Here is a 25,629-nt window from a genome sequence, read left to right on the forward strand (position 1 = left end):
ATCAGCCGTCGGCGTGCTCCGGGAAGGCGTTGACGGTGACCCGGTGCATGCGGCGGCGCTCGGTGTAGTCGGCCACCGCGTAGTGCTGGGTGGGGCGGTTGTCCCAGAAGGCGAGGGTGCCGACCTGCCAGCGGAGCCTGACCTGATACTCCGGCGAGCGGATGTGGTCGATGAGCAGCGGCAGCAGCGCCTCGTTCTCGCGGTCCGTCAGGCCGACCAGGCGGGTGGTGGAGGCGCGGTTCACGAACAGCGCCTTGCGCCCGGTCTCGGCGTGCACGCGGACCACCGGGCGCTCGATCGGCGGCCACTTCGCCTGGATCTCGGCCAGGTCGAAGGGGTGTCCCTTGGAGATCGCCTTCTTCATGGACATCGTGATGTCGTGCACCGCGGTCAGCTCGTCGCACAGGCGCTGGATGGCGGGTGAGAGCGTCTCGTAGGCCAGGTAGGTGTTGGCCCAGCAGGTGTCGCCGCCCACGCTGGGCAGTTGGAGGCAGCGCAGCAGCGAGCCCATCGGCGGGGTCGGCTCGAAGGTGTTGTCGCTGTGCCATTCGTCGGCGCCCTCGCCCTTGGGCGCGGTCTGGTCGAGCACGTGGATGGGGCTGGTGGCGTCCTTCTTGAACGCAGGATGGTTCAGGGTGCCGAAGTTGAGCGCGAACTGGACATGCTGCTCGTCGTCGATGTGCTGGTCGCGGAAGAACAGCACCAGGTGCTTCAACCAGCCCTGGCGCAGGATCTCGACCTCTTCCCGCTCCAGCGGCTTGCGCAGATCGACCCCGGTGACCTCGGCGCCGATGTGCTTCGTCACGGGATGGAACTCGATCATGACGCCTCCGTGGGGCAGCGGGAAGGGAGCCTCCCGGGCAACGTAACGCCCAAGCAATTGCTTGGTCAAGACGTCGGGATCGGCGTTGAAGTCGCGGGCACCCGGCTCTCTTCGGCACAATGTTCGACATGGCCCGACGCACGACTGCACCCCCGCCCGAGGACTTCGAGGAGCGGATCGTCGATATCGACGTCTCCTCGGAGATGCGCACGAGCTTTCTCGAGTACGCCTATTCGGTGATCTACCAGCGAGCGCTGCCCGACGCTCGCGACGGGCTCAAACCGGTGCAGCGTCGCATCCTCTACTCGATGAGCGAGATGGGACTGCGCCCCGACCGGGGGCACGTCAAGTGCTCCCGCGTCGTCGGCGACGTGATGGGCAAGCTCCACCCCCACGGCGACACCGCGATCTACGACGCCCTGGTACGGCTCGCGCAGCCGTTCTCCATGCGCCTGCCCCTGGCCGACGGCCACGGCAACTTCGGCTCGCCCGACGACCTGCCGGCCGCCATGCGCTACACCGAGGCCAGGCTGGCCCCGGCGGCGATGCTCATGGTGGAGTCGCTCGACGAGGACACCGTCGGCTTCAAGCCCAACTACGACGGCCAGGAGACCGAGCCCACGGTCATGCCGTCGGCGTTCCCCAACCTGCTGGTCAACGGCACCACCGGCATCGCGGTCGGCATGGCCACCAACATGGCGCCGCACAACCTCGTCGAGGTCATCGCCGCCGCCCGCCACCTGATCAAGAAGCCGGACGCGACGCTCGACGAGCTCATGAAGTACGTTCCCGGCCCCGACCTGCCGACCGGCGGCACGATCACCGGCCTGCAGGGCGTCCGCGACGCCTACGAGACCGGGCGCGGCACCTTCCGCATGCGGGCCAAGTGCGCGGTGGAGCAGATCACGCCGCGCCGCAAGGGCATCATCGTCACCGAGCTCCCCTACAACGTCGGCCCCGAGCGTGTCGTCACCAAGATCAAGGAGTTGGTGACCAGCAAGAAGCTGCAGGGCATCGCCGACCTCAAGGACCTCACCGACCGGCACAAGGGCCTGCGCCTGGTCATCGAGATCAAGAACGGCTTCATCCCCGAGGCCGTGCTCGACGAGCTCTACCGCCTGACGCCGATGGAGGAGACCTTCGGCATCAACAACGTCGCGCTGGTCGACGGCGAGCCCCGCACGCTGGGCCTGCGCGAACTGCTCCAGGTGTACGTCGACCACCGGATCGAGGTCGTCCGCCGCCGCTCCGAATACCGCAGGCGCAAGCGCGAGGAGCGCCTGCACCTGGTCGACGGCCTGATCGTCGCGCTGCTCAACATCGACGAGGTCATCCAGGTCATCCGCTCCTCGGACGACTCCTCCCAGGCCCGCACCCGCCTGATGGAGGTCTTCAGCCTCACCGACATCCAGGCCGCCTACATCCTCGACACCCCGCTGCGCCGCCTGACCCGCTACGACAAGCTGGAGCTCGACAGCGAGAAGGAGACGCTGACCGAGGAGATCGCGGCGCTGACGGCCATCCTTTCGTCCGAGACCCGGCTGCGCCAGGTCGTCTCGGGCGAGCTCGCCGAGGTGTCGAAGAAGTACGGCACGCCGCGCCGTACCGTGTTGCTGGAGGCGTCCGGCGCCACCCGCACCGCCACGGTGACGCTGCAGGTGGCCGACGACCCGTGCCTGGCCCTGCTGTCGTCCACCGGCCTGCTGGCCCGCACGCCCGACGCCTCGCCGCTGCCGGGCGAGGGCGACCGCACGGCCCATGACGTGCTCGTCTCCGTGGTCCGCACGACGGTCAGGGGCGAGGTGGGGGTGGTGACGTCGCTGGGCAGGCTGATCCGCGTGCAGGTCGTGGACCTGCCGACCCTGCCGCCGTCGGCCAACCCGCCCTCGCTGTCAGGCGGCCATCCGGTGTCGGAGTACGTCTCCCTCCAGCCTGACGAGAAGGTGATCGGCCTCGGCTCGCTCGATCCCGACAGCCCGGGGCTGGCGATCGGCACCGCCCAGGGCATCGTCAAACGCGTGGTGCCTGACTACCCTGCCAACCGCGACGACTTCGAAGTGATCACCCTCAAGGACGGCGACACCGTGGTGGGCGCGGCCGAGCTGGACTCCGAGGAGCACGACCTGGTGTTCATCAGCTCCGACGCCCAGCTCCTGCGGTTCCAGGCCGCCCTCGTCAGGCCGCAGGGCAGGCCCGCGGGCGGCATGGCGGGCATCCGCCTCGACGGCGGGGCGCACGTGGTCTGGTTCGGCGTGGTCGACCCGTCGCTTCCCGCGCAGGTGGTCACGGTGGCCGGCTCGTCCACCGCCCTTCCCGGCACACAAGTGGGTGGCGGCAAGGTCTCCGACTACGTCGAATACCCCGCCAAGGGGCGCGCCACGGGTGGCGTCCGCACCCAGCGGTTCCTCAAGGGCGAGGACGTGCTGCTGCTCGCCTGGGCGGGGGCCGCGCCCGCCAAGGCGGTCTCGTCGGTGGGCAAGCCGGTGCCGCTGCCGGACGAGATCGGCCGCCGGGACGGCTCCGGCGTCCGCCTCACGCACACCATCGGCGCGATCGGCGGCGCCCTCGCGGCCGGCCCCACGGCCGCACCACTCCCCGCTCTCCAGGAGGACGATCAGGACTGATCCGGCTCTTCCCACGGCGGCTCACGCACCCCGGCCTGGAGGTCCGCTCCAGGCCGGCCCTTGACCGTCAGTGCTCGACCGTCAATCCTCGACCGTCAATCCTCGACGGTCAGGCAGAACGGGTGGCCGGCCGGGTCGAGGTAGACGCGGAAGTTGTCGTCCTCGCTCGGCTGGACCTCGCTCTTGGTCGCGCCGATCCTGAGCACCTGCTCCTCGGCCTTGTCCAGGTCCTCGACCATGGTGTCGATGTGGAACTGCTGGGGACGCTCCCGGCTCGGCCAGACCGGCGGCTGATAGCCCTCCACCCGTTGGAATGCCAGCCGCATCGGTGACCCGATCTCGGTCACCACCACCCAGTCGTCCTCGTCGTAGGCGACGGGCCACCCCAGGAGCCGGGAGTAGAAGTCGGCCAGAGCGCGCGGGTCCGGGCAGTCGATCACGGTCGATCGAAACTCCGCGATACCGTTCATCACACACCTCCGAAATGATGGGGACGGGGGACAATAGGAGGCATGGCTGCCAACTCGTTCATGGTTCCTCTGGGCACACCTGCGCCTCCGTTCGATCTCACCGCCGTCAGCGGCGGCAGCGTTTCGCTCGCCGACCTGAAGGGCTCCCCAGCCGTCCTTGTGGCTTTCCTGTCCAATCACTGCCCATATGTCCGCCACATCGAGCATGGCCTCGGCGAACTGGCGGCCGGCTACGGCTCCCGGCTGTCGGTCGTGGCGATCTGCAGCAACGACAGCGTGAACTACCCGGACGACGATCCGACACACCTGGCCGAGCAGGCCGCCCGTGCCGGTTTCACCTTCCCGTACCTGCTGGACGACACGCAGGAGGTCGCCAAGGCGTACCGGGCCGCCTGCACACCCGACTTCTTCCTGTACGACGCGGAGTTCCGGCTGGTCTACCGTGGTGAGTTCGACGGGTCCCGCCCGCGTAACTCCGTCCCGGTGACCGGCTCCTCCCTGCGAGCCGCCATCGACGCCGTACTCTCCGGCGCTCCCGTTCCCGAGGACCAGGTCCCGTCCATCGGCTGCGGCATCAAGTGGAAGCCCGGCAACGACCCCACCTGACGCCCGCCCCACGCCCCCGCGAGAGCGCCCGTACGGAATCCGTACAAGCGCCCCCAGAGGCCTCAAACCACCCTCGGCATCCTCGGGGCCTCACGAGGGGCGCGGGGCGTTCTCCGGGGCTGTGAGGGGCGCGGCGGCCCCTTCAGCGGCCACCAGACCGACCGCGAAGGCCCGCAAACCCTGCCGCCTTGCGCCTCCGGCGACGTCCCCAGCACTTTCACCGCAGAACCAGGCATTCACCGCAGACCCTGACACGCCCCTCCAGTACGACAGGCAGGCTGACCTACCGAGCTCCCCGCCAGCCCTACTCCGACGGCACCGTAAGGGCGACCCTGAGGGCCGACCAGGCACGCGCCCAGATGAGAGGCGCGGACACACCGGTTCCCTCGCCTGCCGTACTTCGGCGACGCCCGGGCGGGCTCCAGCGCGAACTCGGGGCACATTCGGGAGAGGGCGCGGCGAAATCACGTCAGATGAGCGGGACGCGCCACCCAGTTTCCTCGCCGGCCCTCCTCCGACGACACCGAGAGGGCCGAACCAAGTACGCGCGCGGGAAGGGCTCGGTGACGCGTCGCCGACTCCCTCACCGGCCCTACCTCTGCGACGCCGGGATGGCGGGCTACAGCGCGAATTCGGCCGCCCTACCCCACCCCCCGAGGAACGCCGGGAGAGCGGCGGGCACACGAACTCGGGGCGGGCACCGGCGTGTTCTCAGGTGGGCCGGAAGGACGTGCTGCCGTATTGCTCGTCGGTGCGGTCCGGCGATGCGGTGATGGCGGCGGGCAAGGACAGCAGGAGGTCGTGGGGCTCGCCGCCCTGCCAGGTGCGGATGAGGCGGTTGCCCGCGTCGCCGGGGTCGAAGTCCTCGCAACCGAGCGGCCCGTAGCAGCCGGCCTGGTCGAGCATGAGGATGACCGGGTCGTCGTCGGGCAGGCTCGCGGCATAGGCCGCCGCGTCGAGCAGGGCCAGGGCTCCTCGGGCGTTACGGCCGCCGTCATTGGACTCCACTCGGTCCAGGCGGCGCCTGGCCTGGCCGCGCAGATATGCGGCGAGCGATTCGGACCTGCTCAAGACGACCTTCTTCAAGGGATGCACAACACTTTGGGCTATGACATCATCACGTAAAGTTAGCAGAGTTGGTGGGACGTTGGCCAAGTCCCGCCAGTCGCACCCCGCACAGGCTTACGAAGGAGGCATGAGGGATTATCTGTGACATGGATGCGTTCGACGACCTGTTTGCCGCCAATGCGACGTTCGCCGGAGTCTTCGAAAACTCCGGCCTCACCGGCACGGCAGCACGCGGCCTCGCCGTTGTGACCTGCATGGACTCCCGAATCGACCCACTCGGCCTGCTCGGCTTGCAGCCGGGTGACGCCAAGATCCTGCGTAACGCCGGCGCCCGTGTCACCGACGACGTGCTGAGGACCCTGGTCCTGGCCGTCTATCTCCTGGGCGTCGAACGAGTCCTGGTCATGCCCCACACCGACTGCGGCATGTCCAAGGTCACCGATGCCGAGGTCCACGCCCTGACCCAGAGCAAGGGCGTCGACACGCGCAGCCTGCAGTTCCACACCGTTCCCGACCAGGACGCAGCCCTCCGCTACGACCTCACCCGCATCAAGTCGTCCCCGTTCCTGCCGGAAGATCTGCCCGTGGCCGGCGCCATCTACGACGTCCGCACCGGCGAACTCCTGCCCGTAGCCTGACCAGCTCTGCGGTAACACAGAGCTGGGAACAACGGCCGGGGCGGACAGGGAACACAATCCCGCCCCGGCTCCACGGGACCACGAAGCCAGGCCACCCGACCCGCCGGACCAGGAAGCCCGATCACTGCCCCGGACAACCCCGCTTGATCACTGCCCTGGCCCTGCCGGACGACGCCGCTTGACACCACACCGGCCATACCGGATCCAGAGCCTGATCGCCGTCCTGCCATACCTGACCGAGGGATTCGAGCATCGACCCGGGCCTTGCCCGGCAACGCCGGTGGATCGACGCCTGCAGCGGCTACGCCTCTTGAGCTGACAAGGTTGCCGGGCGCCCTTCTCGCATCCGGCAGGCAGAGGCCTCCCGGTCACGAAATCCACGGCGTCCCGCACGAGCGGAACCCGCTCACCTCGAGAATGACCGGCCCCTCAGGGAGCCGGCACGATCATGCGTCGATGTGGTCGCGGTCGACCTCGGCGGCGCTCTTGACGATGAACTCGCGGCGCGGCGCCACATCGCTGCCCATCAGCAGGCTGAAGATGTTCTCCGCCTCCTGGACGTCCTCGATGCGGACGCGGCGCAGGATGCGGTGGCGCGGGTCCATGGTGGTCTCGGCCAACTGGTCGGCGTCCATCTCACCGAGGCCCTTGTAGCGCTGCACCGGGTCCTTCCACCGCTTGTTACGCCGCTCCAGGTCGCGCAGGACCTTCTGGAGCTCGGCGTCGGAATAGCAGTAGATGTACTTGTCCTTGCCCCGGCCCGGATTGGTGAGCTCGATGCGGTGCAGCGGCGGGACCGCGGCGAAGACGCGCCCGGCCTCCACCATGGGCCGCATGTAGCGGTGGAACAGGGTGAGCAGGAGGCAGCGGATGTGCGCGCCGTCGACATCGGCGTCGGCCATCAGGATGATTTTGCCGTAGCGGGCTGAGTCGAGGTCGAAGGAGCGACCGGACCCGGCACCGACCACCTGGATGATGGCCGCGCACTCGGCGTTCTTGAGCATGTCGCTCACGGACGCCTTCTGCACGTTGAGGATCTTGCCCCGAATCGGCAGCAGAGCCTGGAATTCCGAGTCACGGGCCAGCTTGGCGGTGCCGAGCGCGGAGTCACCCTCGACGATGAACAGCTCGCTGCGGTCGACGTCGTCGTTGCGGCAGTCGACGAGCTTGGCCGGGAGGGCGGAGTTTTCCAGGGCGCTCTTGCGACGCTGGTTCTCGCGGTGCTCGCGGGCCGCGACGCGGGCCTTGGCGGCGGCGACGATCTTCTCCAGCGTGGCGCGCAGCTGCTGCTTGAGCCCGCGCGGCGGGTTGACGAACAGCTCCTTGAGCTCGCGGCTGACCACGTGGGAGACGATGCGGGTGGCGGCGGAGGTGCCGAGGACCTCCTTGGTCTGGCCCTCGAACTGCGGCTCCGGCACCCGCACGGTGACGACGGCGGTCAGCCCTTCGGAGATGTCCTCCTTGTTGACCGGGTCGTCGCCGTTCTTGAGCAGGCGGGTCTCGCGCAGCTGCTCGTTGAGGGTGCGCACCAGGGCACGCTCGAAGCCGGTGACGTGGGTACCGCCCTTGGGGGTGGCGATCACGTTGACGAAGGAGCGGACAGTGGTCTCGTAGCCCTTGCCCCAGCGCACCGCCACGTCGACGGTGAGCTCGCGCTCGACATCGGTCGACGTCATGTGGCCCTGGTCGTCGAGGACCGGCACGGTCTCGTGGAAGTGGCCGACGCCCTGCAGCCGGAGCACGTCGCAGACGGCCTCGTCGCGGGCCAGGAACTCGGTGAACTCGGAGATGCCGCCGTCGAAGCGGAACTCCTCCTCGACGCGCTCCTCCTGCCTGCCGTCGATCAGGACGAGGGTGAGGCCGGGCACCAGGAAGGCGGTCTGGCGGAGCCTGACGTGGATCTCGTCGACCGACACCTCGGCGTCGGGCAGGAAGATCTGCTTGTCGACCCAGAAGCGCACCCGCGTGCCGGTGACCCGGGTGGCCACCTCGCCGCCGTCGCGCAGGCCGGACTTCTTCTTGAACTTGGCGGTCGGCCCATCGCCGTCGAACACGCCGGGCACGCCGCGGCGGAAGCTGATCTCGTGGATGTGGCCGTCGCGGTCGACCTGGACGTCGAGGCGCGCGGACAGCGCGTTGACGACCGAGGCGCCCACACCGTGCAGGCCGCCGGAGGCGCCGTAGGAGCCGCCGCCGAACTTTCCGCCCGCGTGGAGCTTGGTGTAGACGAGCTCCACACCCGCCAGGCCGCTCTTGGGCTCGATGTCCACCGGGATGCCGCGGCCGTTGTCGCGCACCTCGATGGAGCCGTCGGGATAGAGCTCGACCTCGATGCGGTCACAGTGACCCGCGAGTGCCTCGTCCACCCCGTTGTCGACGATCTCCCAGAGGCAGTGCATGAGCCCGCGGCTGTCGGTGGACCCGATGTACATGCCGGGTCGCTTGCGTACGGCCTCAAGGCCCTCAAGCACCGACAGGTGACGAGCCGTGTAACCCGCCTCCACTAGCGTCACTCCGGCTCCCCTGGTCTCAAGTCATCGAACATGTGTGCGCAGCCTACCGCTCTTCCCCTATGGACGCGTACAAGCTTGCCATGACGGCACGTTTGCCGTTACCAGCGGGCTGATCATCAATACTTTCGGACACATTCTGCTCTGGGCGTAGAGAGGGGGCGGTTGGGAACGTCCACGTCCGGTTAGATGTTGTCCAAGTGACTGACGCCAGATCCTCGCTTCGGCGGGGGTGACCCGAAAGGCGATACGTGACTGGAGCTCTTGCCCCCGTTAAGCCGCTGACGGCCCTCGACCGCTGCGACCGTTGCGGTGCCCAGGCATACATTCGCGCGACCCTGCCCGTTGGCGGGGAGCTGCTGTTCTGCGCCCACCATGGGCGTCAGCACATTGCGGCGCTGCGCGAAAAGGGCGCCGACATCTTGGACGAGTCGGCACGTCTCAGCGAAACCCCTTCATTTACCGGCCCCAACGACGAGCGCTAACGCGTCCGTCGTGATGACATAACCACATATAGCGTTACAGAACGGCGATCCCGGCAACCCGGGGTCGCCGTTCTGCTTAAAACCAAGATCCATGCTAGGGCAGCGGTAGCGTCAACACGCGGATCCCGTACAGGACGCGCGGGTTCTATACCGATCTACGGGTCTGCACTGACGTGCGGATGCCGTACTGAGACACGCAGGTCTGTACTGACATGCGAGAGCCGTACTGAGACACGCAGGTCTGTACTGACATGCGGTAGCCGTACTGAGACACGCAGGTCTGTACAAACATGCGGGAGCCACGCCCAGACACGCTTGTTCCACCCAAGAAAGTCGGGTCTGCACCGAGCTGCGGCCCTGCCGCGCGCATAGGTGCGCGCGGTGTCTGAGGCCGCACAGGTCCGCGCGCGTCCGGCTGACACCCAATCCGTGCGGGCCCATGTCGACGTGCGTGCCTGCACCCCGTACGGATCCGCACGAGGTTTCATCCCGTCGAGCAGATCCGGGAGCCTAGGAATCCGTGCGGCCCGTCCCAACATTCCGGTCCTGGGTCGTACGGATCCGTGGGGGCCCTGCGTGCGGGTCTGCGGGCTGTGAGAGGGCTTGTGCGTTCAGCGGGCGCGGTAGTGGTACTCGCCCTTCACCGCGAGCCCCTCGCTGCCGTACAGCGCCCGTGCGCCCTGGTTGCGGGACGTGACCACCAGGTACGCCGAGGTGCCGTCGAAGTGCCGGACGAGGGCGCGCAGGACGCTGCGGGCCAGCCCGCGCCGGCGAGCACTGGGCAGAGTGGCCATGCAGTAGACGCCCAGCATGTCGCCCTGCGGCACGCCGCGCCCCACGGCGACCGGCACGCCGTCCTCCTCGACGGCGGCGTACCAGGCGGGCACGCCCGTGCAGATGCGTTCCGCCTCCGCCAGCCCGCTGCCGTAGCGGCCGTCGACCGCCCACCACGTCTCCAGCCACCCCAGCCACGGCCGTTCCTCGACCCGCACCTTGTCCAGGACGGGCTCGCGCACCACCGGCCCGGCCATGATCACAGTCGGATCGACCACCTGGTACCCCCGCGCCGCCAGCTCGCCGTCGAGGCCGGGGGTGGCGCCGGGGCCGATGGAGAAGACACAGGGCAGCCCGCGCCGGGCGTAGAAGGTCTCGGCCTCCGCGATCGCCCCGGCCAGGTCCGCCGGGCTGCCCAGGGGCAGCACGGAGTTGGCCCGCTTGGTCACCCCTCCGGCGTGGCGCAGGACCCAGCCGTCGTGCGGGCGCTGCTCGTAGGCCGGCCACGCCTCATGCACGAGAAGGTCGAAATCCACCCCGAGAGCCTAGCCGACCTGCGGTGAGCGAAGTCGACCCCGGTAACGGCGAGCGACCTTCTTCCAGGGGACGGGCGGGTCAGGGGAATCGTCCAGGTGGGCGGTGCCGGCCGTTGGGCTGCGGGGCGCCCGCATTCAACCTTCCCGTCAGATTCCCATGGAAATGTTGAACGCGGACGGTCCACGAGTTCTTCGCCCCCGATGGCCTGTGACGCGCGTACGCGACGTGCCCCGGCAAGCCCCGATCCGGCCCGAACCACCCACGGCCACGACCCGAATCCGATCACCCTGCGTAACAGTGGCCCGCCTACAAAGATTTCATAACTCGTACCGCCGGCGTCCTGACCGACCGTTCACTCAGAGGACGGCGGCATCTTCGGGGCCGAAGCTGTGACCAGGAGCTTTGCCCAATAGGCTGCATCACTGTGCTGATTCTGCTGCCGCCGTCGGAGGGCAAGGCGTCCGAGGGAGCCGGTCCCGCCGTCGAAGGGCTGTCGTTCCCCAAGCTCGACCGGCATCGCAAGCGGGTGATGAGCGCCCTGATCAAGGCCTCACGCCGCCGCGACGCCCATCAGGTGCTCGGCCTGTCCCCGGGTCTGGCCCCCGAGCTGACGAAGAACCTGGCCATCCGGCAGGCGCCCACGCTGCCCGCCGGCGAGCTGTACACCGGCGTGCTCTACGACAACCTGGCGCTGGCCGGGCTGGGCCCTGAGGCGCGGGCCAGGGCGGAGGAGAGCGTGCTGATCTTCTCGGGGCTGTGGGGGGTGTTGCGCATCGGTGACCGGATCCCGCCCTACCGGCTGTCCATGGGCGTGAGTCTGCCGCCGATGGGCGGGCTGGCGGCGTTCTGGCGGCCCGCGATCACCGCCGAGCTGGACCGGCTGCCCGGCCTGGTCGTGGACCTGCGATCGGCCACGTACGCGGGCGCGTGGCGGCCCGGCGAGCGCGGCGTGTCGGTGCGGGTGCTGAAGGAGGGCAAGGTCGTCAGCCACATGGCCAAGGCCACCCGCGGCGAGATCGCCAGGGCACTGCTGGAAAGCGGCCTGAGACCGTCGACGCCGGACGAGCTGGCCAAGGCGCTCGACGATCTCGGCTACGCGGTGCGGCCCGCGCCGGGCCGGCTCGACATCGACATTTGAGCAACAAAAAAGGGGGCAACGAGAGTTGCCCCCTTTTTTGAACGCGATGCCTAGTCCAGGTAGTCGCGCAGGACCTGCGAGCGGGACGGGTGACGGAGCTTGGACATGGTCTTCGACTCGATCTGCCGGATGCGCTCGCGCGTCACCCCGTAGACCTTGCCGATCTCGTCCAGCGTCTTGGGCTGACCGTCGGTGAGACCGAACCGCATCGACACCACACCCGCCTCCCGCTCCGACAACGTGTCGAGAACGGAGTGCAGCTGCTCCTGCAGCAACGTGAAGCTGACGGCGTCGGCCGGGACGATGGCCTCAGAGTCCTCGATGAGGTCGCCGAACTCGCTGTCGCCCTCCTCACCCAGCGGGGTGTGCAGGGAGATCGGCTCGCGACCGTACTTCTGGACCTCGACCACCTTTTCGGGCGTCATGTCCAGCTCGCGGGCGAGCTCTTCCGGCGTGGGCTCGCGGCCCAGGTCCTGCAGCATCTGCCGCTGGACGCGGGCCAGCTTGTTGATCACTTCGACCATGTGGACCGGGATGCGGATGGTCCGCGCCTGGTCCGCCATGGCACGCGTGATCGCCTGCCGGATCCACCAGGTGGCGTAGGTGGAGAACTTGTAGCCCTTGGTGTAGTCGAACTTCTCGACCGCGCGGATCAGACCGAGGTTGCCCTCCTGGATCAGGTCCAGGAAGAGCATGCCGCGGCCGGTGTAGCGCTTGGCCAGCGAGACCACGAGCCGGAGGTTGGCCTCCAGCAGGTGGTTCTTGGCCCGGCGGCCGTCCTCGGCGATCCACTCCAGCTCGGCCCTGACGTCGACCGGCAGGTTGTCGATCTCGCCGCCGCCGAGTTGCTCCTCGGCGAACAGGCCCGCCTCGATCCGCTTGGCCAGCTCGACCTCCTGCTCGGCGTTGAGCAGGGGGACCTTGCCGATCTGCTTGAGGTAGTCCTTGACGGGGTCGGCGGTGGCACCCGCGGCCGCGACCTGCGCGATCGGGGCGTCATCGTCGTCGTCGGTCAGGATGAGGACCTCGTCCTCACTCTTCTCGACGACCACCGCGGCGGCGACCTCCGCGACCTTGGGCTCTTCGGGCTCCTCGTCGGAGTCGCCCTCGGTGTCGGAGTCGCTCACCGCGATCTCCACATCGTCGACGTCGATGTCCTCGAGGTCCTCCAGCACGACGTCAGCGTCGAGCTCGATTTCCTCGTCGTCGACACCGTCGGCCGACTTGGGCTTGGTCTCGGCAGGCCCGGCGCTGTCCGGCTTGGCCTTCTTGGCCGGTCCGGCACTGTCTGCCTTGGCCTTCTTGGCGGCCGGCGCGGCCTTCTTGGCAGGAGTCGGCTTCTTGGCCGCCGGCTCGGCTTCGGCGGTGCCCACGACCGCGGTGACGGTCTCAGGCTGCTGCTCCTTGGCGGCTGCGGCCGCTTTGGTCTTGACGGGGGCGGCTGTGCGGCGCTTTGCTGGACGCGACTTCTTCGGCGCAGCCGAATCCGCGGCGGTCACCACCACGGTCACGCCCTCTTTGCTGAGGTTCCGCAAGAACGCGGCGGCGTGCGACATGGGGATGTCGGCCTCCTCGAAGGCCTGGCGGACATCCTCAGACTCGAGGAAACCCTGCGAGCGCCCACGCTCGAGCAGTCGCTGAATGACGGGCTCGTTCAGCTCTTGTGGCTTCGAGCGAGTCGAACTTGCAGGCGACACGAACACCTCTCGAACGAACGCGTGGCGACAATGGACCCAGATGCCCGCTGGGGGGCTGTTGCCTCTCTCAGAGATCGGTGAGGCCGTGCGGACCGCTACGGACCTGCCCAGCATTCTGGCACGACCTTGCGATCCATACGGCCACCTCCCGGCGGTTGACCTCCACCCTAGGCCGACCCAAGTAGTAGTGCGTACGTAAGGGCGGCACTGATACCCGAAAGCAACCCTTATGACTGATTCATTCAGTCACTCTTCGTGGCAGGCGGCACGTGAATGGCCAGGGCGGTAACGTCATCATCCTGTTCATATCCCGACAGCATCCGGTCAACCAGGAAGTCCAGCAGCATGTGCGGACTTCCGACCACCTCAGGCGGCGCTTCGGTCACAACACTGCAAATCTCTGCGAGTCCGGCATCCAGCCCGCGCTTGCGGTTCTCCACCAGTCCGTCGGAGTAGAGCACGGCGGTATGGCCGGGCGGCACTACGAAGCGGAACTGCCTTCGGCTGGTCGGCCAGCCTAGCGGAGTGCCCGGCTCGGCGTCGCAGAGAATCGCCGTGCCCTGCGGAGAGACCAGGACGGGTGGCGGGTGACCCGCGAGCGCCAGCGTGCCCTCACCGGTGACCGGCTCGACCACCATGTAGGCGAGGGTGGTGACCTGCTCTTCCTCCTCGGTCGCGTCGAAGACCCTGTCGAGGCCCGTCAGCACGGCCGCGGGCGGCGGGTTGGTCAGCGCCAGCGCGCGCATGGCGTTGCGGATGCGGCCCATGCCGGCCGCGGCCTTGACGCCCTTGCCCATGACGTCGCCGACGACGGCCGCGACCCGGCCGTCCTGCAGCACGAAGGCGTCGTACCAGTCGCCGCCGACCTGCACGTGGCGGCTGCCCGAGCGGAAGCGCTGGGCCAGCTCCAGGCCCTTGATGACCGGCAGGCGGTCGGGCAGCAGGCTGCGCTGCAGCGTCTCGGCGGTGCGGTGCTCGCGCTCGAACAATGTGGCGCGCTCCACCGCCAGCGCGCACTGGCCGGCCAGCGCCTCCAGGAAGACGCCGTCCTCCTGTGAGATCTTCTGCGGCCTGGTGAACGAGAAGCGCAGCGCGCCCAGCGCCCGGCCGGCGGCGAGCAGCGGCAGCCCCACCCAGGCCCGCTCGTCGCTGTTGGCGAGGTAGGTGGTCAGCACGTCCTTGTCGCCGCCCGCCTCGAGAAGCTGCAGCTTCAGGCTGACGGGCGACTCGGCGAAGAACGGCCTGCGACTGTTGACCGCCATGGTCATCACGCTGGTGTGAGACAGCGGGATCTCCTCGCCGGAGGACCCGGACGCCTCGGGGACGCCCTCGCCGTTGATCAGCTTGAGCGCCGCGCGGTCGGTGTCGAGCAGCGCCACGGCGGAACGGTCCGCGGCCAGCGCGGTGCGGCCGACGTCGATGATGACCTGCACCACCTGCTCGACCGTGAGCGCCTCGGCGAGCTGGGCGGTGGCGCCCTGCAGCCGGGCGGTGCGCAGGGCGGCGGCGCCGAGCTGGTCGGTCAGCCTGCCGCGCATCTCCTCGGCCTCACGCTGGGGCGTCACGTCGGTGTTGGCGCCCACCCACTCCACGACCCGGCCGTGCCGGATGATCGGCACCGCGCGCACCTCGAAGTGGCGGAAACCGCTGGCCCTGGTGCGCACGCGGTAGTTCCACTCGAACATGGTCCGGCCACGCAGCGCCTCCTTCCAGGCCTCTTCGGTCTGCTGGCGCTCCTCCTGGTGGACCGCCTCCAGCCAGCCGTAGGCGAGATACTCCTCCAGGCCCTGGCCGGTGATCGCGCGCCACTGCGGCGCGTCCTCGACCACCGTGCCGGTGGGCGAGGTGATCCAGACGAGCTGCGACTGCGCCTCGACCAGCGAGCGATAGCGCTCCTCGCTGCGGCGCAGGTCCTCCTCGACCTGGCGACTCTCGGTCACGTCGAGCCCGAGCATAGCGACGGCCAGCAGCTCGCCGGACTCGTCGTGCACCGGGGAGAACGACATCGACCAGTGGCGGTTCTCGCCCTCCGGCGAGCGCACCCGCACGCGCCGCTCGGCGACCGGACCGCCACTGCCGATGACCGTCTGGAAGCTCTGTGTGACGACCTGACCGATCTCGCCGGTCAGCGCCTCGGCCGAGGCGCGGCCCAGCAGCCGCTCGGCCGGGACACCGACGACGTCGGTGAACACGTCGTTGACCCGCTGGATGCGGCCGTCGACGTCGAAGAAGGCAAAGGCGAACTCTGCCTCGGACAGCAGGCCCTTGAGGAGGGCGGAGTCTGAGATGTCCACATCCGACTCCCGGGGACGGGGAACGGAGGTCTCGGCGCTCATGGTCGGCACCTCCGTCGCGTGCCAGGGTCTCCCACGCGGCACATCTCCATAATCGTGTATCGGCGTAGCGCAGCTCCGGGCGACCGGATTCTGCAGTACATCATCGGCGATGGGCATGCGCGGACGGAAGCCCCGGCCGCCATACGGTCAACGCATCCTGTCAAAATCGCTCCACGTTGCGCAGCAAGATCAGGCTACTTGGCCTTCGCCGCCTGCTTGGCCTCCTGTTTGGCGGCTCGGACCCTGACCAGCGTGTCGGCGTCGACCACGTCGGCGACCGACCGGTAAGCGCCCTCCTCGCCGTAGGGACCGGCGGCCTCTCGCCATCCTGGCGGTTGGACCCCCAGCTGTTTGCCCAGCAATGCCAGAAAGATCTGGGCCTTCTGCTTGCCGTAACCCGGCAACTCCTGCAGCCGCTTCAGCAACCCTTTGCCGTCCGCCACGTCTTCCCAGAGCCGCTCGGCCTCGCCGTCATAGTGCTCGACCAGGTAGGCGGCGAGTTGCTGCACGCGCGCCGCCATCGACTTGGGGTAGCGGTGGACCGCCGGCTTTGCGGCCAGCAGCGCCACGAACGCCTCAGGATCATAGGAGGCTATCTCTTCGGCGGTCAGTTCGTGCCCGAGCCGCTCAGAAATGGTGTAGGGCCCCGTGAACGCCCACTCCATCGGCACCTGCTGATCGAGCAGCATGCCGATGAGCAGGGCGAGCGGGCTGCGGCCGAGCAGGTCGTCGGCCTCGGCGCGCTGGGCGAGCTGGATGCGCATGGGAACAGCTTCGCACGAAAGCCGTTCCCGAGAAGCGAACAAAGGCGTTGCGGAGGCTTGACAGTAGCCCGAGAAAAGATGAAATGGGAGCGCAAGTCGCCTGCGTCCATTCCTGGGGGTTTGCCCCGGGCGTACGGAGGAATCTCACATCTATGCTCGCTCTGGCCACACGCTTGCTCAAGGAACCGGTCAGTCTCAGACTGGCCGAGGAGTTCCTGACCGTGCCCGTGGACACGATCGACAGGTGTGTCGACGACGTGTGCGCCTGCGCGCATCACCTCGGCATCACGGCAACGCCCGAGATCGTCGAACGGATCGCCCGCGAACACCTGCTCGCGATCGTCAACTCCGCGCCACCGCCGCGGAGCCCTCGATAACATCGAAGTCACCAGGCCGCGTTCTACGCACCGTTTACGCCTGGAATGCGAGAGAGTGAGGGCGTGCGCCGACACCGACGAGACCCCCGGGAGAGCACCCCGCCCGACGATGTGTTCAAGGAGATGGTGCAGGCGGCCCGTGAGCTGCTTGCCGTACGCAGCCCGCTCGACGCGGAGCTGATGGTCTCCGACATGGTCGGCGCCTGGTGGGGCAGACCGGTGCGGGGCGGCGACGTCGAACAGGTCCTCGGCGAGGGGCTCGTCGACTACGCCGCCAAGGCCGGCACCCCGGCGTCGCTGACGCTGCTGATCTGCCTGGCCTATCTCGGCACGTCGCGGCAGGGCGCCAAGGCGGAGGGCGCGGCGCTGGCGATGATGGAGTCGGGCGTGGCGCGGCCGGGCTGGGCGGACCGGGTCGGCGCGGTCAAGCACACCGGCTGCTACGTCTCCCGTGACGCCTACGGCGACCAGGACACGGTGATCTGCACGTTCGCCTACCGCTGGAACGAGAACGAGACCCCGAGGCACGGCCAGGACCGCCACGCGCTCGTCATGGTCGTCGACCACAACATGTCCGGCATGGCGCGCGACGCCTGGGTCTCCTCCCACGTCGACAAGCTGCTGGAACAGGCCAGGGCCGAGGCGGTCGGCAACCCGATGCTGCTGTTCGAGGAGATCGAGCCACAGCAGGCCAGGGCGCTGCTGGAGTCGGCCATGAAGGCCACCAAGGAGCCCAAGACGCCGCCGCCCGTCAGCGACAGCTACAGCGCCTACCACGCCTTCGCCCGCGCCCGGCTGAAGGCGCTGCCACCCGGCCGCAAACGTCCCGCGCCGCTGCACATCGAGGCCCCGTACAGCCGTGAGCGGCGGGCCATGCTGGCGGCGGAGTTCCTCGCCTCCGACGCGGCCGAGCACCTGTCGGACCCGTCGGCGGCCTCCCGGTGCGCCGACCACATCATCGACTACGGCTGCGAGCAGGACTTCAGCAGGCCGCTGCGGGTCAGCCCGACCAAGTGCGAGACGTTCCTGCTCGACTGGCTGCCCCGCAAGGTGATGCTGTCGGTGGCCGAGCAGGAGGCCATGCCGCACGTCCTGGCCGCCTGGGTCCGCTTCGCCGCGCACCGCACCGGGCTGCCCGAGACGGGGCTGAAGGCCACCCTGGACGCGGTGTGGGAGGCCATCGGCAAGTTCCCGGAGGCCTACCGGGACCCGACGTCGTTCGGCCTGGACCGCCCGCTGCTGGAGCGGCTGCTGCCCGACGGCGACCTGTCCGCGCTGGCCAGGCGGGCCTTCGCGTTCCCGTTCCTGCAGGGCACGCACAACGGCGTCGACCTGGACCGGCTCAACCCCGCCGACGAGGCCGACAGGCGGGTGCTGCTGGAGATCGACCACGGGGGCACGCTCGACGAGGAGCACCTCGCCTGGCACGAGGAGATCGCCACCCGGATGTGGGAGGGCGATCCGCCGCAGCTCTGGGAGGCCGCCCAGCGCCTGCTCGACCTGGGCCACGACCGGCACGACGTGCTGCACGTGCTCATGGAGATCGCCGAGCGGATCGGCGACCATCCGGCGGAGCTGGCGGCGGCCCTCGACGACATCGCCGACATTCCCGACGAGCTCTAGATTCGACCGCATGTCGATGTACACCCGCCTGGCCCCCGGGCGCTATCAGGCAGCCGAGCACACCCAGGGCCCCTGGGACCCCGCCACGCAGCACATGGGACCGGTGACCGCGCTCATCGCGCACGAGCTGGCGATGACCGCCCCGCGCCCCGGCCTGGAGCTGTCCAGGCTCGCCGTCGACGTGTTCGCCCCCGTGCCCGTGGGTGAGCTGGAGGTCCGCACCGACGTCGTACGGGATGGAAAGCGGGTGCAGTGCCTGTCGGCGGCGGTGTTCTGCGGCGGACGCGAGCACGCCAGGGCCTCGGCCTGGCGCATCCGCGAGGCCGCCACCCCCGCGACCCCCGCGCAGGCCCCGCCGCCCCTCCCCGACGCGCCCACCGACAGCTGGCTGTCCACCGGCTTCGGCTACGGCAGGGCGACCGAGTGGCGCTTCGCCCGCGGCACGCCCATGGCGGTCGGGCCCGCCGCCGCCTGGGGAAGGCTCAGGATGCCGCTGGTCGAGGGCGAGGAGATCACGGCCACGGAGCGGCTGGCGCTGTTCGCCGACAGCGGCAACGGCATCAGCTTCGCCCTCGACTTCGACACCCACCTGTTCGTGAACGTCGACCTCACGATCTCGCTGTTCAGGTCACCGGCCGGGGAGTGGATCTGCCTGGACGCCGAGACGGTCATCGGCCCGTCAGGCCGCGGCCTGACCCGCTCGATCCTGTACGACCAGAGCGGTGAAGTGGGCACCGCGACTCAGACCCTCTTCGTCGCGCCGAGGTAGTCCCTACCGCCATGATGGAGTCCATGGTGATCGACCTCAACGCGGACCTCGGCGAGGGCTTCGGCATCTGGCGGCTCGGCGACGACACGGCGCTGCTCGACATCGTCACGAGCGCCAACGTCGCGTGCGGATTCCACGCCGGCGATCCGGTGACGATCAGGCGCACCTGCGCGGCCGCCGTCGACCGCGGCGTGACGATCGGCGCGCAGGTGTCCTACCGCGACCTGGCGCACTTCGGGCGCCGGGAGATGGAGGTGGAGCCGGAGGAGCTCTGCGCCGAGGTGCTCTACCAGCTCGCCGCCGTCGACGGCATCGCGCGGGCGATGGGCGGCCGGGTCTCGTACGTGAAACCGCACGGCGCCCTCTACAACCGGATCTGCCGCGACCGGGAGCAGGCCGCCGCGGTGATCGACGCGGTCGCCGACTACGATCCGTCGCTGCCGGTGCTGACCCTGCCCGGGTCGGTCGTGCACGAGGTGGCGGCGGCCGAGGGCGTCCCCACCGTCAGCGAGGCGTTCGCCGACCGCGCCTACACCTCGGCCGGCGCTCTGGTGTCGCGGCGCGAGCCCGGCGCGGTGATCCACGACCCCGAGGCGGTCTCCTCCCGCGCCGTCCGGATGGCGGTCGAGCACACGGTGACGTCCGCCGACGGCCGGCAGGTTCCGGTCTCGGCCCGCTCGATCTGCGTGCACGGCGACACGCCGGACGCTGTGAGCCTGGCCCGCGCCGTGCGCGACGGCCTGCTGGAGGCCGGAGTGGTGCTGCAGGCCTTCGCATGACCACGCCACCGCGCCAGGACCGGGCTCTGGTCCGGCGCCGGCCGGGTCTGGGGCTGGTCCAGGCTCCGGCTCGGGTCGCCGGCTGGGCTCGGGATCGGGTGGTGAGGGGGTGATTCGGCGGGCCGGGGAGCATGCGCTGCTCGTGGAGACCGGGGCGCTGGACGTGTCGCACCGCCTGGACGCCGCGCTGCGGGCCGATCGGCCGGAGGGGGTTGTGGAGGTCGTGCCCGGCCCTGAGACGGTCCTGGTGGTGGCTCCCGGAGCCGACCAGGGCCGGTTGCGGGCCCGGCTGGGTGAGCTGCTGGCCGGCTGCGCGGAGAGCGGGAAGGGCGGGGAGCCCGCGCCCGGTGCGCGGGCGGACGTGGTGACGATCCCGGTGATCTATGACGGGGAGGATCTCCAGGCGGTGGCCCGGATGGCCGGGATCTCCGCCGACGAGGTGATCGCCCGGCACACCGGCCGCGAGCTGGTGGTCGGATGGCTGGGGTTCTCGCCCGGGTTCGCCTACCTGATCGGCCTGGACCCGGTGCTGCACACGCCCCGGCTGGAGACGCCGCGCACGTCGGTGCCCGCCGGTTCGGTGGCGATCGCCGGCCCCTACTCCGCCGTCTACCCGACGGCCTCCCCCGGCGGGTGGCGGCTGCTCGGCCGTACCGGATCGCGGGTCTGGGACGTCACGGCCGACCCGCCGACGCCGTTCAGCCCCGGCACGCGCGTGCGGTTCGAGGCGGCATGATCGAGGTGCTCGCGCCCGGTCCGTACGCGACCGTCCAGGATCTGGGGCGGCACGGCCACGCCCACCTGGGGGTGCCCGGCTCCGGAGCCGCCGACGCGGCGAGCCTGCGGCTGGCGAACCGGCTCGTCGGCAACCCCGAAGGGCTGGCGGGGATCGAGCTGACGTTCGGGCTGGCACGGCTGCGATTCCTGGCCGGGGCATGGGTGGCGCTGGCCGGGGCGCCGTGTCCGGTGTGGAGCACGGCCCGCGATCCGGGGATGGGGGCGCCGTTCTGGGTTCCGGAAGGGGGTGAGGTGCGGCTGGGGGCGCCTTCGTGGGGACTGCGCACCTACCTGGCCGTTCGCGGGGGGATCGCGGTGGAGCCGGTGCTGGGCAGCCGCTCCACCGACTCGCTGTCCGGCCTCGGGCCCCCGCCTCTGCGCCCCGGCATGGTGGTGCCGGTGGGAATGCGGCGAGGGGGGCCTGAGGAGGCGGCTGAAGAGGAGCCTGTGGAGGTGGTCGCGGGATTGGGGGACATCCGGGTGGATCTGGCGCCGCCGCGGCCCCCCGGGGCGGCTGTGCTGCGGGTGCTGGCGGGACCGCGCGAGGACTGGTTCGTGCCCGGCGCGCTCGCGACCCTGTGCGCGGGACCGTACGAAGTGAGTCAGGACAGCAACCGCGTGGGGGTGCGGCTGCGCGGCCCCGAGCTGGCGCGGGCCAAGGAGGGCGAGCTGCCGAGCGAGGGCATGGTCACCGGCGCGGTGCAGGTGCCGCCGAGCGGGCAGCCGATCGTCTTTCTCACCGACCACCCGCCCACGGGCGGCTACCCGGTGATCGCGGTGGTGTCCGAGGCCGCCCTGGCCATCGCCGCCCAGCTCAGACCGGGCGACGAGGTCCGCTTCAGCACCCGGCTCCCCCGTTGAACGGGCGAGCGTCGTCAAGACTCGACGCGACCACCGACGGGCGCGGCGTCAGGGCTCCGGCGTGACCGCCGGTGGCCTGGTTGTCAGAGGTCGACGTGGCCGGTGACGCAGGTGACGGCGGGGCCGCCCACCCAGACGTCCTGGCCCGCTGAGGTGATGTGGATCTGCCCGGTGCGGCCGAGGGCCGTGCCCTGGCGGGCGGTGTAGGGGGCGGTGACGCGGCCGGTGCGCAGCAGCCACTGGGCGACGGAGGCGTTCAGGCTGCCGGTGACCGGGTCCTCCGTCGTGCTGCCCCCGAGGGGGAAGAACGCTCGCACCTCGTAGGCGTGCGGCGATCCCGGCGGGTAGAGCCCGACGACGCCGATGTCCGCCGGGACCGACCCCGGCTTCAGGGCGAGCACCGCGTCAGCGTCCCTGAGCAGGAGCGCCACCCAGCCGGGGCCGTTGTCGGCCCACTCGGCGTCGACGATCTCGTCCCTGCCGATGCCGAGTGCCTGGGCGAGCTCTGCCAGGAGGCCTTCCTCCACCGGCCCCGACCGCAGCAGCGGCGGCGCGGCGAAGGCGTGCCAGGCGCCCTCGTCGCGGATGCGGACCAGCCCGGCGCCGCACTCCTGGACGACCGTGCGCGGGTCGCGGGGGACGCCGCCGGTCTCCAGCCAGGCGTGGCAGCTGCCGAGCGTGGGATGCCCGGCGAAGGGCAGCTCGCTGGAGGGGGTGAAGATGCGGACCCGGTAGTCCGCCTCGGGCGTGGTGGGCGGGAGCAGGAACGTGGTCTCGGACAGGTTGGTCCAGTTGGCGAACCGCGCCATCTCCTCGGTGCTCAACCCGGCGGCGTCGAGCACGACGGCGAGCGGGTTGCCGTGGTAGGGCGTCTCAGTGAACACGTCGACCTGGCGGAACGGGCGCAACATACGGCCAAGTGTCCCACGATCGCCCTCCCAGCCCCAGGCGATCCACGCTGGGTCCACGACCTCGCCCACCGGTTCCCTCGGCGAACCCGCCCTGCCTATGGACGACTCCTGCTGGGCCCCGACATTCTCCGCTCAGTGCGGAGGCCGCAGCAGCGACTCGATGCGGGTGACGGCCGCCTTCAGCTGGTCCGGTGGCACCGGCTCGAACAGGTCCGTGGCGACCTGACCGTCCTTGGCCTCCCACACTCCCGTGACCCTCCCCCGGTAGATCACCACAGGGGAGATCCAGCCTGCCTGTCGGCTGACCTTCGTCTTCACCGCCGCCGGGATGAGGGCCTCCAGAGCACGGGGCGCGGCGAGGATGAACTGGTCGAAGCCCGGCAACAGGTGCACCTCGTCCGAGGGCCGGGTGGCGGTCAGCGCGTCCAGGTGAGCGGTCAGGGCCAGCGGGGTGCGGCCGTCGTCCGCCTCCACCTCGGTCAGCTCGGGCGCGAGGTCCCGAAACCATCCCTTGAGCACGGCCTTCCTGGCGGTGCCGCCGAAGAGCCAGGCGTCGAACATCTCGGGCGTCGCCGGCCCGTGGGCGGCCAGGAACGCGCGCGCCACCCGCAGGCCCGCCTCCTCCTGCGGCGGCAGCTCCGCCGGCCAGCCGCGCAGCCAGTGACGCGGCGCGGTGAAGGTGACCCTGCCCTCGCTGGGCGGGCCGTAGCACAGCTCGCCGAGCCTGCTGAGTGGCTTGAGCAGCACGCCCCAGCCGGAGGTGAGCGCCTCCCGGAGATGGGTGTCCCCGGTCAGCCCGACCACCGCGTCGACCAGCTCCTGCCTGGTCTTCGGCACGTCGCCGAGAACCTGCGGGACGGCCTCGATGATCGCGGCCATCTCGGCGGCGGTGACGCCGTGGCCGCGCTGCCAGGACCCCTTCTCCCAGAACCGGAGCGTGCTGAGGGCAGAGCAGTGGTCGGCCAGGTCGCCGGCGGGCACGAGGTGCAGGGTGCCGCCGCGCATGAGCCAGGTCTTGACGAGAGTACGGTCGGCCCACAGGGCCCGGTCGACGCCGCCGGGGTCGGGCTCGGCGCTCCTGACCGCGACGGCGAGCTGGGCGGAGGAGGGCACCTGCGCCTGCACACCGCACAACCTGCCGGCGACCTCCACGGCACCGGAGGCGCCGGGCCCGCTCACGAACTGCCTGCGCAGCCGCCAGGCCAGGATCTGGGGCCAGGTCACCTGAATAGTCACCCGCCCACTTCTACACGCCGACACCGACAAACCAGCAGAGGGGTGATGCCGACACCGACAAACCAGCAGAGGGGTGATGCCGACACCGACAAACCAGCCCGGTGGGGAACGCCGGCAGGTCGGACCGTCAGCGGAGGAAGCCGATGTCCTGGTAGCGGAGCCGGTGGAAGCCGCGGGCGCCCACGTTGGCCAAGGTCTCCTTCACCGCCACCAGCTGCGGCCGCTGGTAGAGCGGCAGGACGCTCGCCTGCTGCCAGATGAGCTTGTCGGCCGCGTTGGCTTCGGCGCGCGCCTGCTCCGGGTCCAGGTTCTGGGCCGCCCGATCCATGGCGGTGTCGATGGCTTCGGACCCGACGCGGCCGAAGTTGGCGTTCCACGTCGTGCCGTCGGGCGAGTTCGCGTACACGCCGTAGCTGCTGGACAAGGGGTACGGGGTGCCGATGTAGGCGAACGGGGTGATGTCGAAGTTGCCGGGGATCACGTACTTGCTGAAGAAGTCGTCGCTCGGCACCACCTGGAGGGAGAGCTTCACCCCGATCCGGGTGAGCATGCTCTGTGCCAGTTCGCCCTCGGCCTTGCTGAGCTGCACCCCCGACGGGACGACGAAGCGCAGGTCGAGCGGGCGGCCGTTCTTCTGCCGTACGGAGCCGGTCAGCTTCCAGCCCGCCTGGTCGAGCAGGCGCTTGGCCCGTTCGGGGTCGTAGGCGCCGAGGTCGCCGGCGTTGTCCTGGTAGCCCTGCTGGGTGTTCATGAAGAAGTGGTTGTTCAGCGGCGTGCTCGGCCAGTCGAGGCCCTGCAGGTCGGATCGGGCGATGGCCTGCCGGTCGATGCCGAGCTGGACGGCCTGCCGAACGCGCACGTCCTGCAGCAGGTCGCTGGAGGCGTTGAAGGTGAGGTGGCGGAAGTCGGGGCCCGCGGCCTGCCGCACCTGCGCGCCGGGGGTGGACCGGGCGCGGGCGTAGTCGGGCGCCGAGGTGCCGACGTCGGCGATGTCGAGTTCGCCGTTGCCGAACATGCCCATCAGCGAGTCCTGCTCGGCGGCGCGGTAGATGATCCGGTCGAGTTTGGCCCGGTCGCCCCACCAGTTGTCGTCGCGCACGATGGTGATGGTCTTGGCGGTCTGGTCGAAGCCGCCGAACGTGAACGGCCCGGCCGTCACGGGGATCTCGTTGAGCCAGGCGGTGTTGAAGGCCTCGGCCGTCTTGTTGGTCGAGGCGGGCAGCAGCGGGCTGAAGAGCGCCTTCCAGTCGCCGAAGGGCCTGGCGAACGTCACCACGACCTCGTGGTCGTTCCGGCCCCGCGTCACCTTCGAGATGTCCTGGTAGCCGGTGGAGGAGACGATGTGGAAGTCCGGGTCGCCGCCTTTCAGCGCGTGCCACTGGGCGTGGTAGTCGGCCCAGGTGATGGGCTGCCCGTCGGACCATCTGGCCTCGGGGTTGAGCCGGTAGGTGACGACCTGCTTCGGCGCCCGCCGGGTGACCGTGGCGTCGAGGAGGTAGTCGCGGTTGACGGTGATCCGCGCCTTGTCGTCGGAGACGAACGGCGACGGCAGCAGGGCGTCGCTGATCACGGCGGCCATCGCGAGGTTGCCGTCGACGTGGTTGCGGTTCCACTGGGAGGGGAACTCGCTGATGCCCCAGCGCAGTGTCCCGCCGTCCTTGACCAGGGGACGGGGCTGCGGGTTGATGTCGGACGCCTTGATCGTCTCATCGCCGCCGCCGGGCCCGCCGCTGCCCCCTCCCGGGCCGCCTCCGCCGCATGCCGTCAGGGACAGCGCGACGGTCACGGCGACGGCCAGGCGAGGTGCTTTCATGGGCGGGCTCCTC

At 69.9% G+C, this 25,629-nt stretch carries 22 protein-coding genes; 11 read left to right on the forward strand and 11 right to left on the reverse strand.

Annotation, left to right across the window (positions count from 1 at the left end; all coding sequences use genetic code 11):
• Nucleotide 1 precedes the first annotated feature (1 nt).
• Nucleotides 2–823 carry a TauD/TfdA dioxygenase family protein gene (locus tag ACTMTF_RS28825; protein ID WP_441113484.1) on the reverse strand — a complete coding sequence of 274 codons (822 nt, stop codon included), beginning with the start codon at nt 821–823 and terminating at the stop codon, nt 2–4.
• 119 nt (nt 824–942) lie between these two features.
• Between ACTMTF_RS28825 and ACTMTF_RS28830 the strand changes: the two genes are divergently transcribed.
• Complete coding sequence (locus ACTMTF_RS28830) at nt 943–3,447, forward strand: DNA gyrase/topoisomerase IV subunit A (protein ID WP_441113485.1); 2,505 nt, start codon at nt 943–945, stop codon at nt 3,445–3,447.
• A 95-nt stretch (nt 3,448–3,542) separates the two neighbouring features.
• Here the strand turns inward: ACTMTF_RS28830 and ACTMTF_RS28835 are convergent, their stop codons facing one another.
• Nucleotides 3,543–3,917 carry a VOC family protein gene (locus ACTMTF_RS28835; RefSeq protein ID WP_441113486.1) on the reverse strand — a complete coding sequence of 125 codons (375 nt, stop codon included), beginning with the start codon at nt 3,915–3,917 and terminating at the stop codon, nt 3,543–3,545.
• A gap of 42 nt (nt 3,918–3,959) precedes the next feature.
• Here ACTMTF_RS28835 and ACTMTF_RS28840 point away from each other — a divergent pair, with 42 nt between their 5' ends.
• Nucleotides 3,960–4,523, forward strand: a complete 564-nt coding sequence (locus tag ACTMTF_RS28840; protein WP_441113487.1) for a thioredoxin family protein — start codon at nt 3,960–3,962, stop codon at nt 4,521–4,523.
• Between the two features lie 711 nt (nt 4,524–5,234).
• On the opposite strand, the gene ACTMTF_RS28845 is transcribed toward ACTMTF_RS28840, so the two are convergent.
• Nucleotides 5,235–5,594 (reverse strand): hypothetical protein, encoded by a 360-nt coding sequence (locus tag ACTMTF_RS28845; RefSeq protein ID WP_441113488.1) that lies wholly within the window; start codon nt 5,592–5,594, stop codon nt 5,235–5,237.
• A 143-nt stretch (nt 5,595–5,737) separates the two neighbouring features.
• On the opposite strand from ACTMTF_RS28845, the gene ACTMTF_RS28850 reads away from it, so the two are divergent.
• Nucleotides 5,738–6,229, forward strand: a complete 492-nt coding sequence (locus ACTMTF_RS28850; protein ID WP_397003380.1) for a beta-class carbonic anhydrase — start codon at nt 5,738–5,740, stop codon at nt 6,227–6,229.
• 446 nt (nt 6,230–6,675) lie between these two features.
• On the opposite strand, the gene ACTMTF_RS28855 is transcribed toward ACTMTF_RS28850, so the two are convergent.
• Nucleotides 6,676–8,742, reverse strand: a complete 2,067-nt coding sequence (locus tag ACTMTF_RS28855) for a DNA gyrase/topoisomerase IV subunit B (protein WP_441113489.1) — start codon at nt 8,740–8,742, stop codon at nt 6,676–6,678.
• Nucleotides 8,743–8,990: 248 nt separating this feature from the next.
• On the opposite strand from ACTMTF_RS28855, the gene ACTMTF_RS28860 reads away from it, so the two are divergent.
• Nucleotides 8,991–9,224, forward strand: a complete 234-nt coding sequence (locus ACTMTF_RS28860) for a DUF7455 domain-containing protein (protein ID WP_225277535.1) — start codon at nt 8,991–8,993, stop codon at nt 9,222–9,224.
• Between the two features lie 611 nt (nt 9,225–9,835).
• On the opposite strand, the gene ACTMTF_RS28865 is transcribed toward ACTMTF_RS28860, so the two are convergent.
• Complete coding sequence (locus ACTMTF_RS28865) at nt 9,836–10,534, reverse strand: GNAT family N-acetyltransferase (protein ID WP_441113490.1); 699 nt, start codon at nt 10,532–10,534, stop codon at nt 9,836–9,838.
• A 425-nt stretch (nt 10,535–10,959) separates the two neighbouring features.
• Here ACTMTF_RS28865 and ACTMTF_RS28870 point away from each other — a divergent pair, with 425 nt between their 5' ends.
• Entirely contained in the window at nt 10,960–11,673 is a 714-nt protein-coding gene (locus ACTMTF_RS28870) for a YaaA family protein (RefSeq protein ID WP_441113491.1), read from the forward strand.
• A 50-nt stretch (nt 11,674–11,723) separates the two neighbouring features.
• Here ACTMTF_RS28870 and ACTMTF_RS28875 read toward each other — a convergent pair whose 3' ends face one another.
• The 3 genes from ACTMTF_RS28875 to ACTMTF_RS28885 all read right to left on the reverse strand — a co-directional run bounded on the left by ACTMTF_RS28875 (nt 11,724) and on the right by ACTMTF_RS28885 (nt 16,470).
• Nucleotides 11,724–13,370, reverse strand: a complete 1,647-nt coding sequence (locus ACTMTF_RS28875) for an RNA polymerase sigma factor (RefSeq protein ID WP_441113492.1) — start codon at nt 13,368–13,370, stop codon at nt 11,724–11,726.
• 242 nt (nt 13,371–13,612) lie between these two features.
• Nucleotides 13,613–15,706, reverse strand: coding sequence for a SpoIIE family protein phosphatase (locus ACTMTF_RS28880; protein WP_441113493.1), 2,094 nt, complete (start codon nt 15,704–15,706; stop codon nt 13,613–13,615).
• A 194-nt stretch (nt 15,707–15,900) separates the two neighbouring features.
• Entirely contained in the window at nt 15,901–16,470 is a 570-nt protein-coding gene (locus tag ACTMTF_RS28885; RefSeq protein WP_397003392.1) for an HhH-GPD-type base excision DNA repair protein, read from the reverse strand.
• A 152-nt stretch (nt 16,471–16,622) separates the two neighbouring features.
• Here ACTMTF_RS28885 and ACTMTF_RS28890 point away from each other — a divergent pair, with 152 nt between their 5' ends.
• The 6 genes from ACTMTF_RS28890 (at nt 16,623) to ACTMTF_RS28915 (ending at nt 21,656) form a co-directional block, all read left to right on the forward strand.
• The gene (locus ACTMTF_RS28890; RefSeq protein WP_397003394.1) at nt 16,623–16,847 is read left to right on the forward strand and encodes a hypothetical protein; all 225 of its coding nucleotides are present in this window, start codon (nt 16,623–16,625) and stop codon (nt 16,845–16,847) included.
• Between the two features lie 123 nt (nt 16,848–16,970).
• Nucleotides 16,971–18,470 carry a hypothetical protein gene (locus tag ACTMTF_RS28895; RefSeq protein ID WP_441113608.1) on the forward strand — a complete coding sequence of 500 codons (1,500 nt, stop codon included), beginning with the start codon at nt 16,971–16,973 and terminating at the stop codon, nt 18,468–18,470.
• A gap of 10 nt (nt 18,471–18,480) precedes the next feature.
• Nucleotides 18,481–19,239, forward strand: a complete 759-nt coding sequence (locus ACTMTF_RS28900; RefSeq protein ID WP_441113494.1) for a thioesterase family protein — start codon at nt 18,481–18,483, stop codon at nt 19,237–19,239.
• A 23-nt stretch (nt 19,240–19,262) separates the two neighbouring features.
• Nucleotides 19,263–20,018, forward strand: a complete 756-nt coding sequence (locus ACTMTF_RS28905) for a LamB/YcsF family protein (RefSeq protein ID WP_441113495.1) — start codon at nt 19,263–19,265, stop codon at nt 20,016–20,018.
• Between the two features lie 109 nt (nt 20,019–20,127).
• Nucleotides 20,128–20,754: a 5-oxoprolinase subunit B family protein gene (locus tag ACTMTF_RS28910; RefSeq protein ID WP_441113496.1), complete on the forward strand. Its 627-nt coding sequence runs from the start codon at nt 20,128–20,130 to the stop codon at nt 20,752–20,754.
• Nucleotides 20,751–21,656, forward strand: coding sequence for a biotin-dependent carboxyltransferase family protein (locus ACTMTF_RS28915; protein WP_441113497.1), 906 nt, complete (start codon nt 20,751–20,753; stop codon nt 21,654–21,656). The genes ACTMTF_RS28910 and ACTMTF_RS28915 overlap by 4 nt, the downstream gene beginning before the upstream one ends.
• An 83-nt stretch (nt 21,657–21,739) precedes the next feature.
• Here the strand turns inward: ACTMTF_RS28915 and ACTMTF_RS28920 are convergent, their stop codons facing one another.
• The 3 genes from ACTMTF_RS28920 to ACTMTF_RS28930 form a co-directional block, all read right to left on the reverse strand.
• Nucleotides 21,740–22,567, reverse strand: coding sequence for a PhzF family phenazine biosynthesis protein (locus ACTMTF_RS28920; protein WP_441113498.1), 828 nt, complete (start codon nt 22,565–22,567; stop codon nt 21,740–21,742).
• A 132-nt stretch (nt 22,568–22,699) separates the two neighbouring features.
• Nucleotides 22,700–23,803, reverse strand: a complete 1,104-nt coding sequence (locus ACTMTF_RS28925; RefSeq protein WP_441113499.1) for a DNA glycosylase AlkZ-like family protein — start codon at nt 23,801–23,803, stop codon at nt 22,700–22,702.
• A gap of 127 nt (nt 23,804–23,930) precedes the next feature.
• Entirely contained in the window at nt 23,931–25,616 is a 1,686-nt protein-coding gene (locus ACTMTF_RS28930) for an ABC transporter family substrate-binding protein (RefSeq protein ID WP_441113500.1), read from the reverse strand.
• Nucleotides 25,617–25,629 lie beyond the last annotated feature (13 nt).

The sequence above is a fragment of the Nonomuraea sp. ZG12 genome, from assembly GCF_052068115.1.
GTDB lineage: Bacteria > Actinomycetota > Actinomycetes > Streptosporangiales > Streptosporangiaceae > Nonomuraea.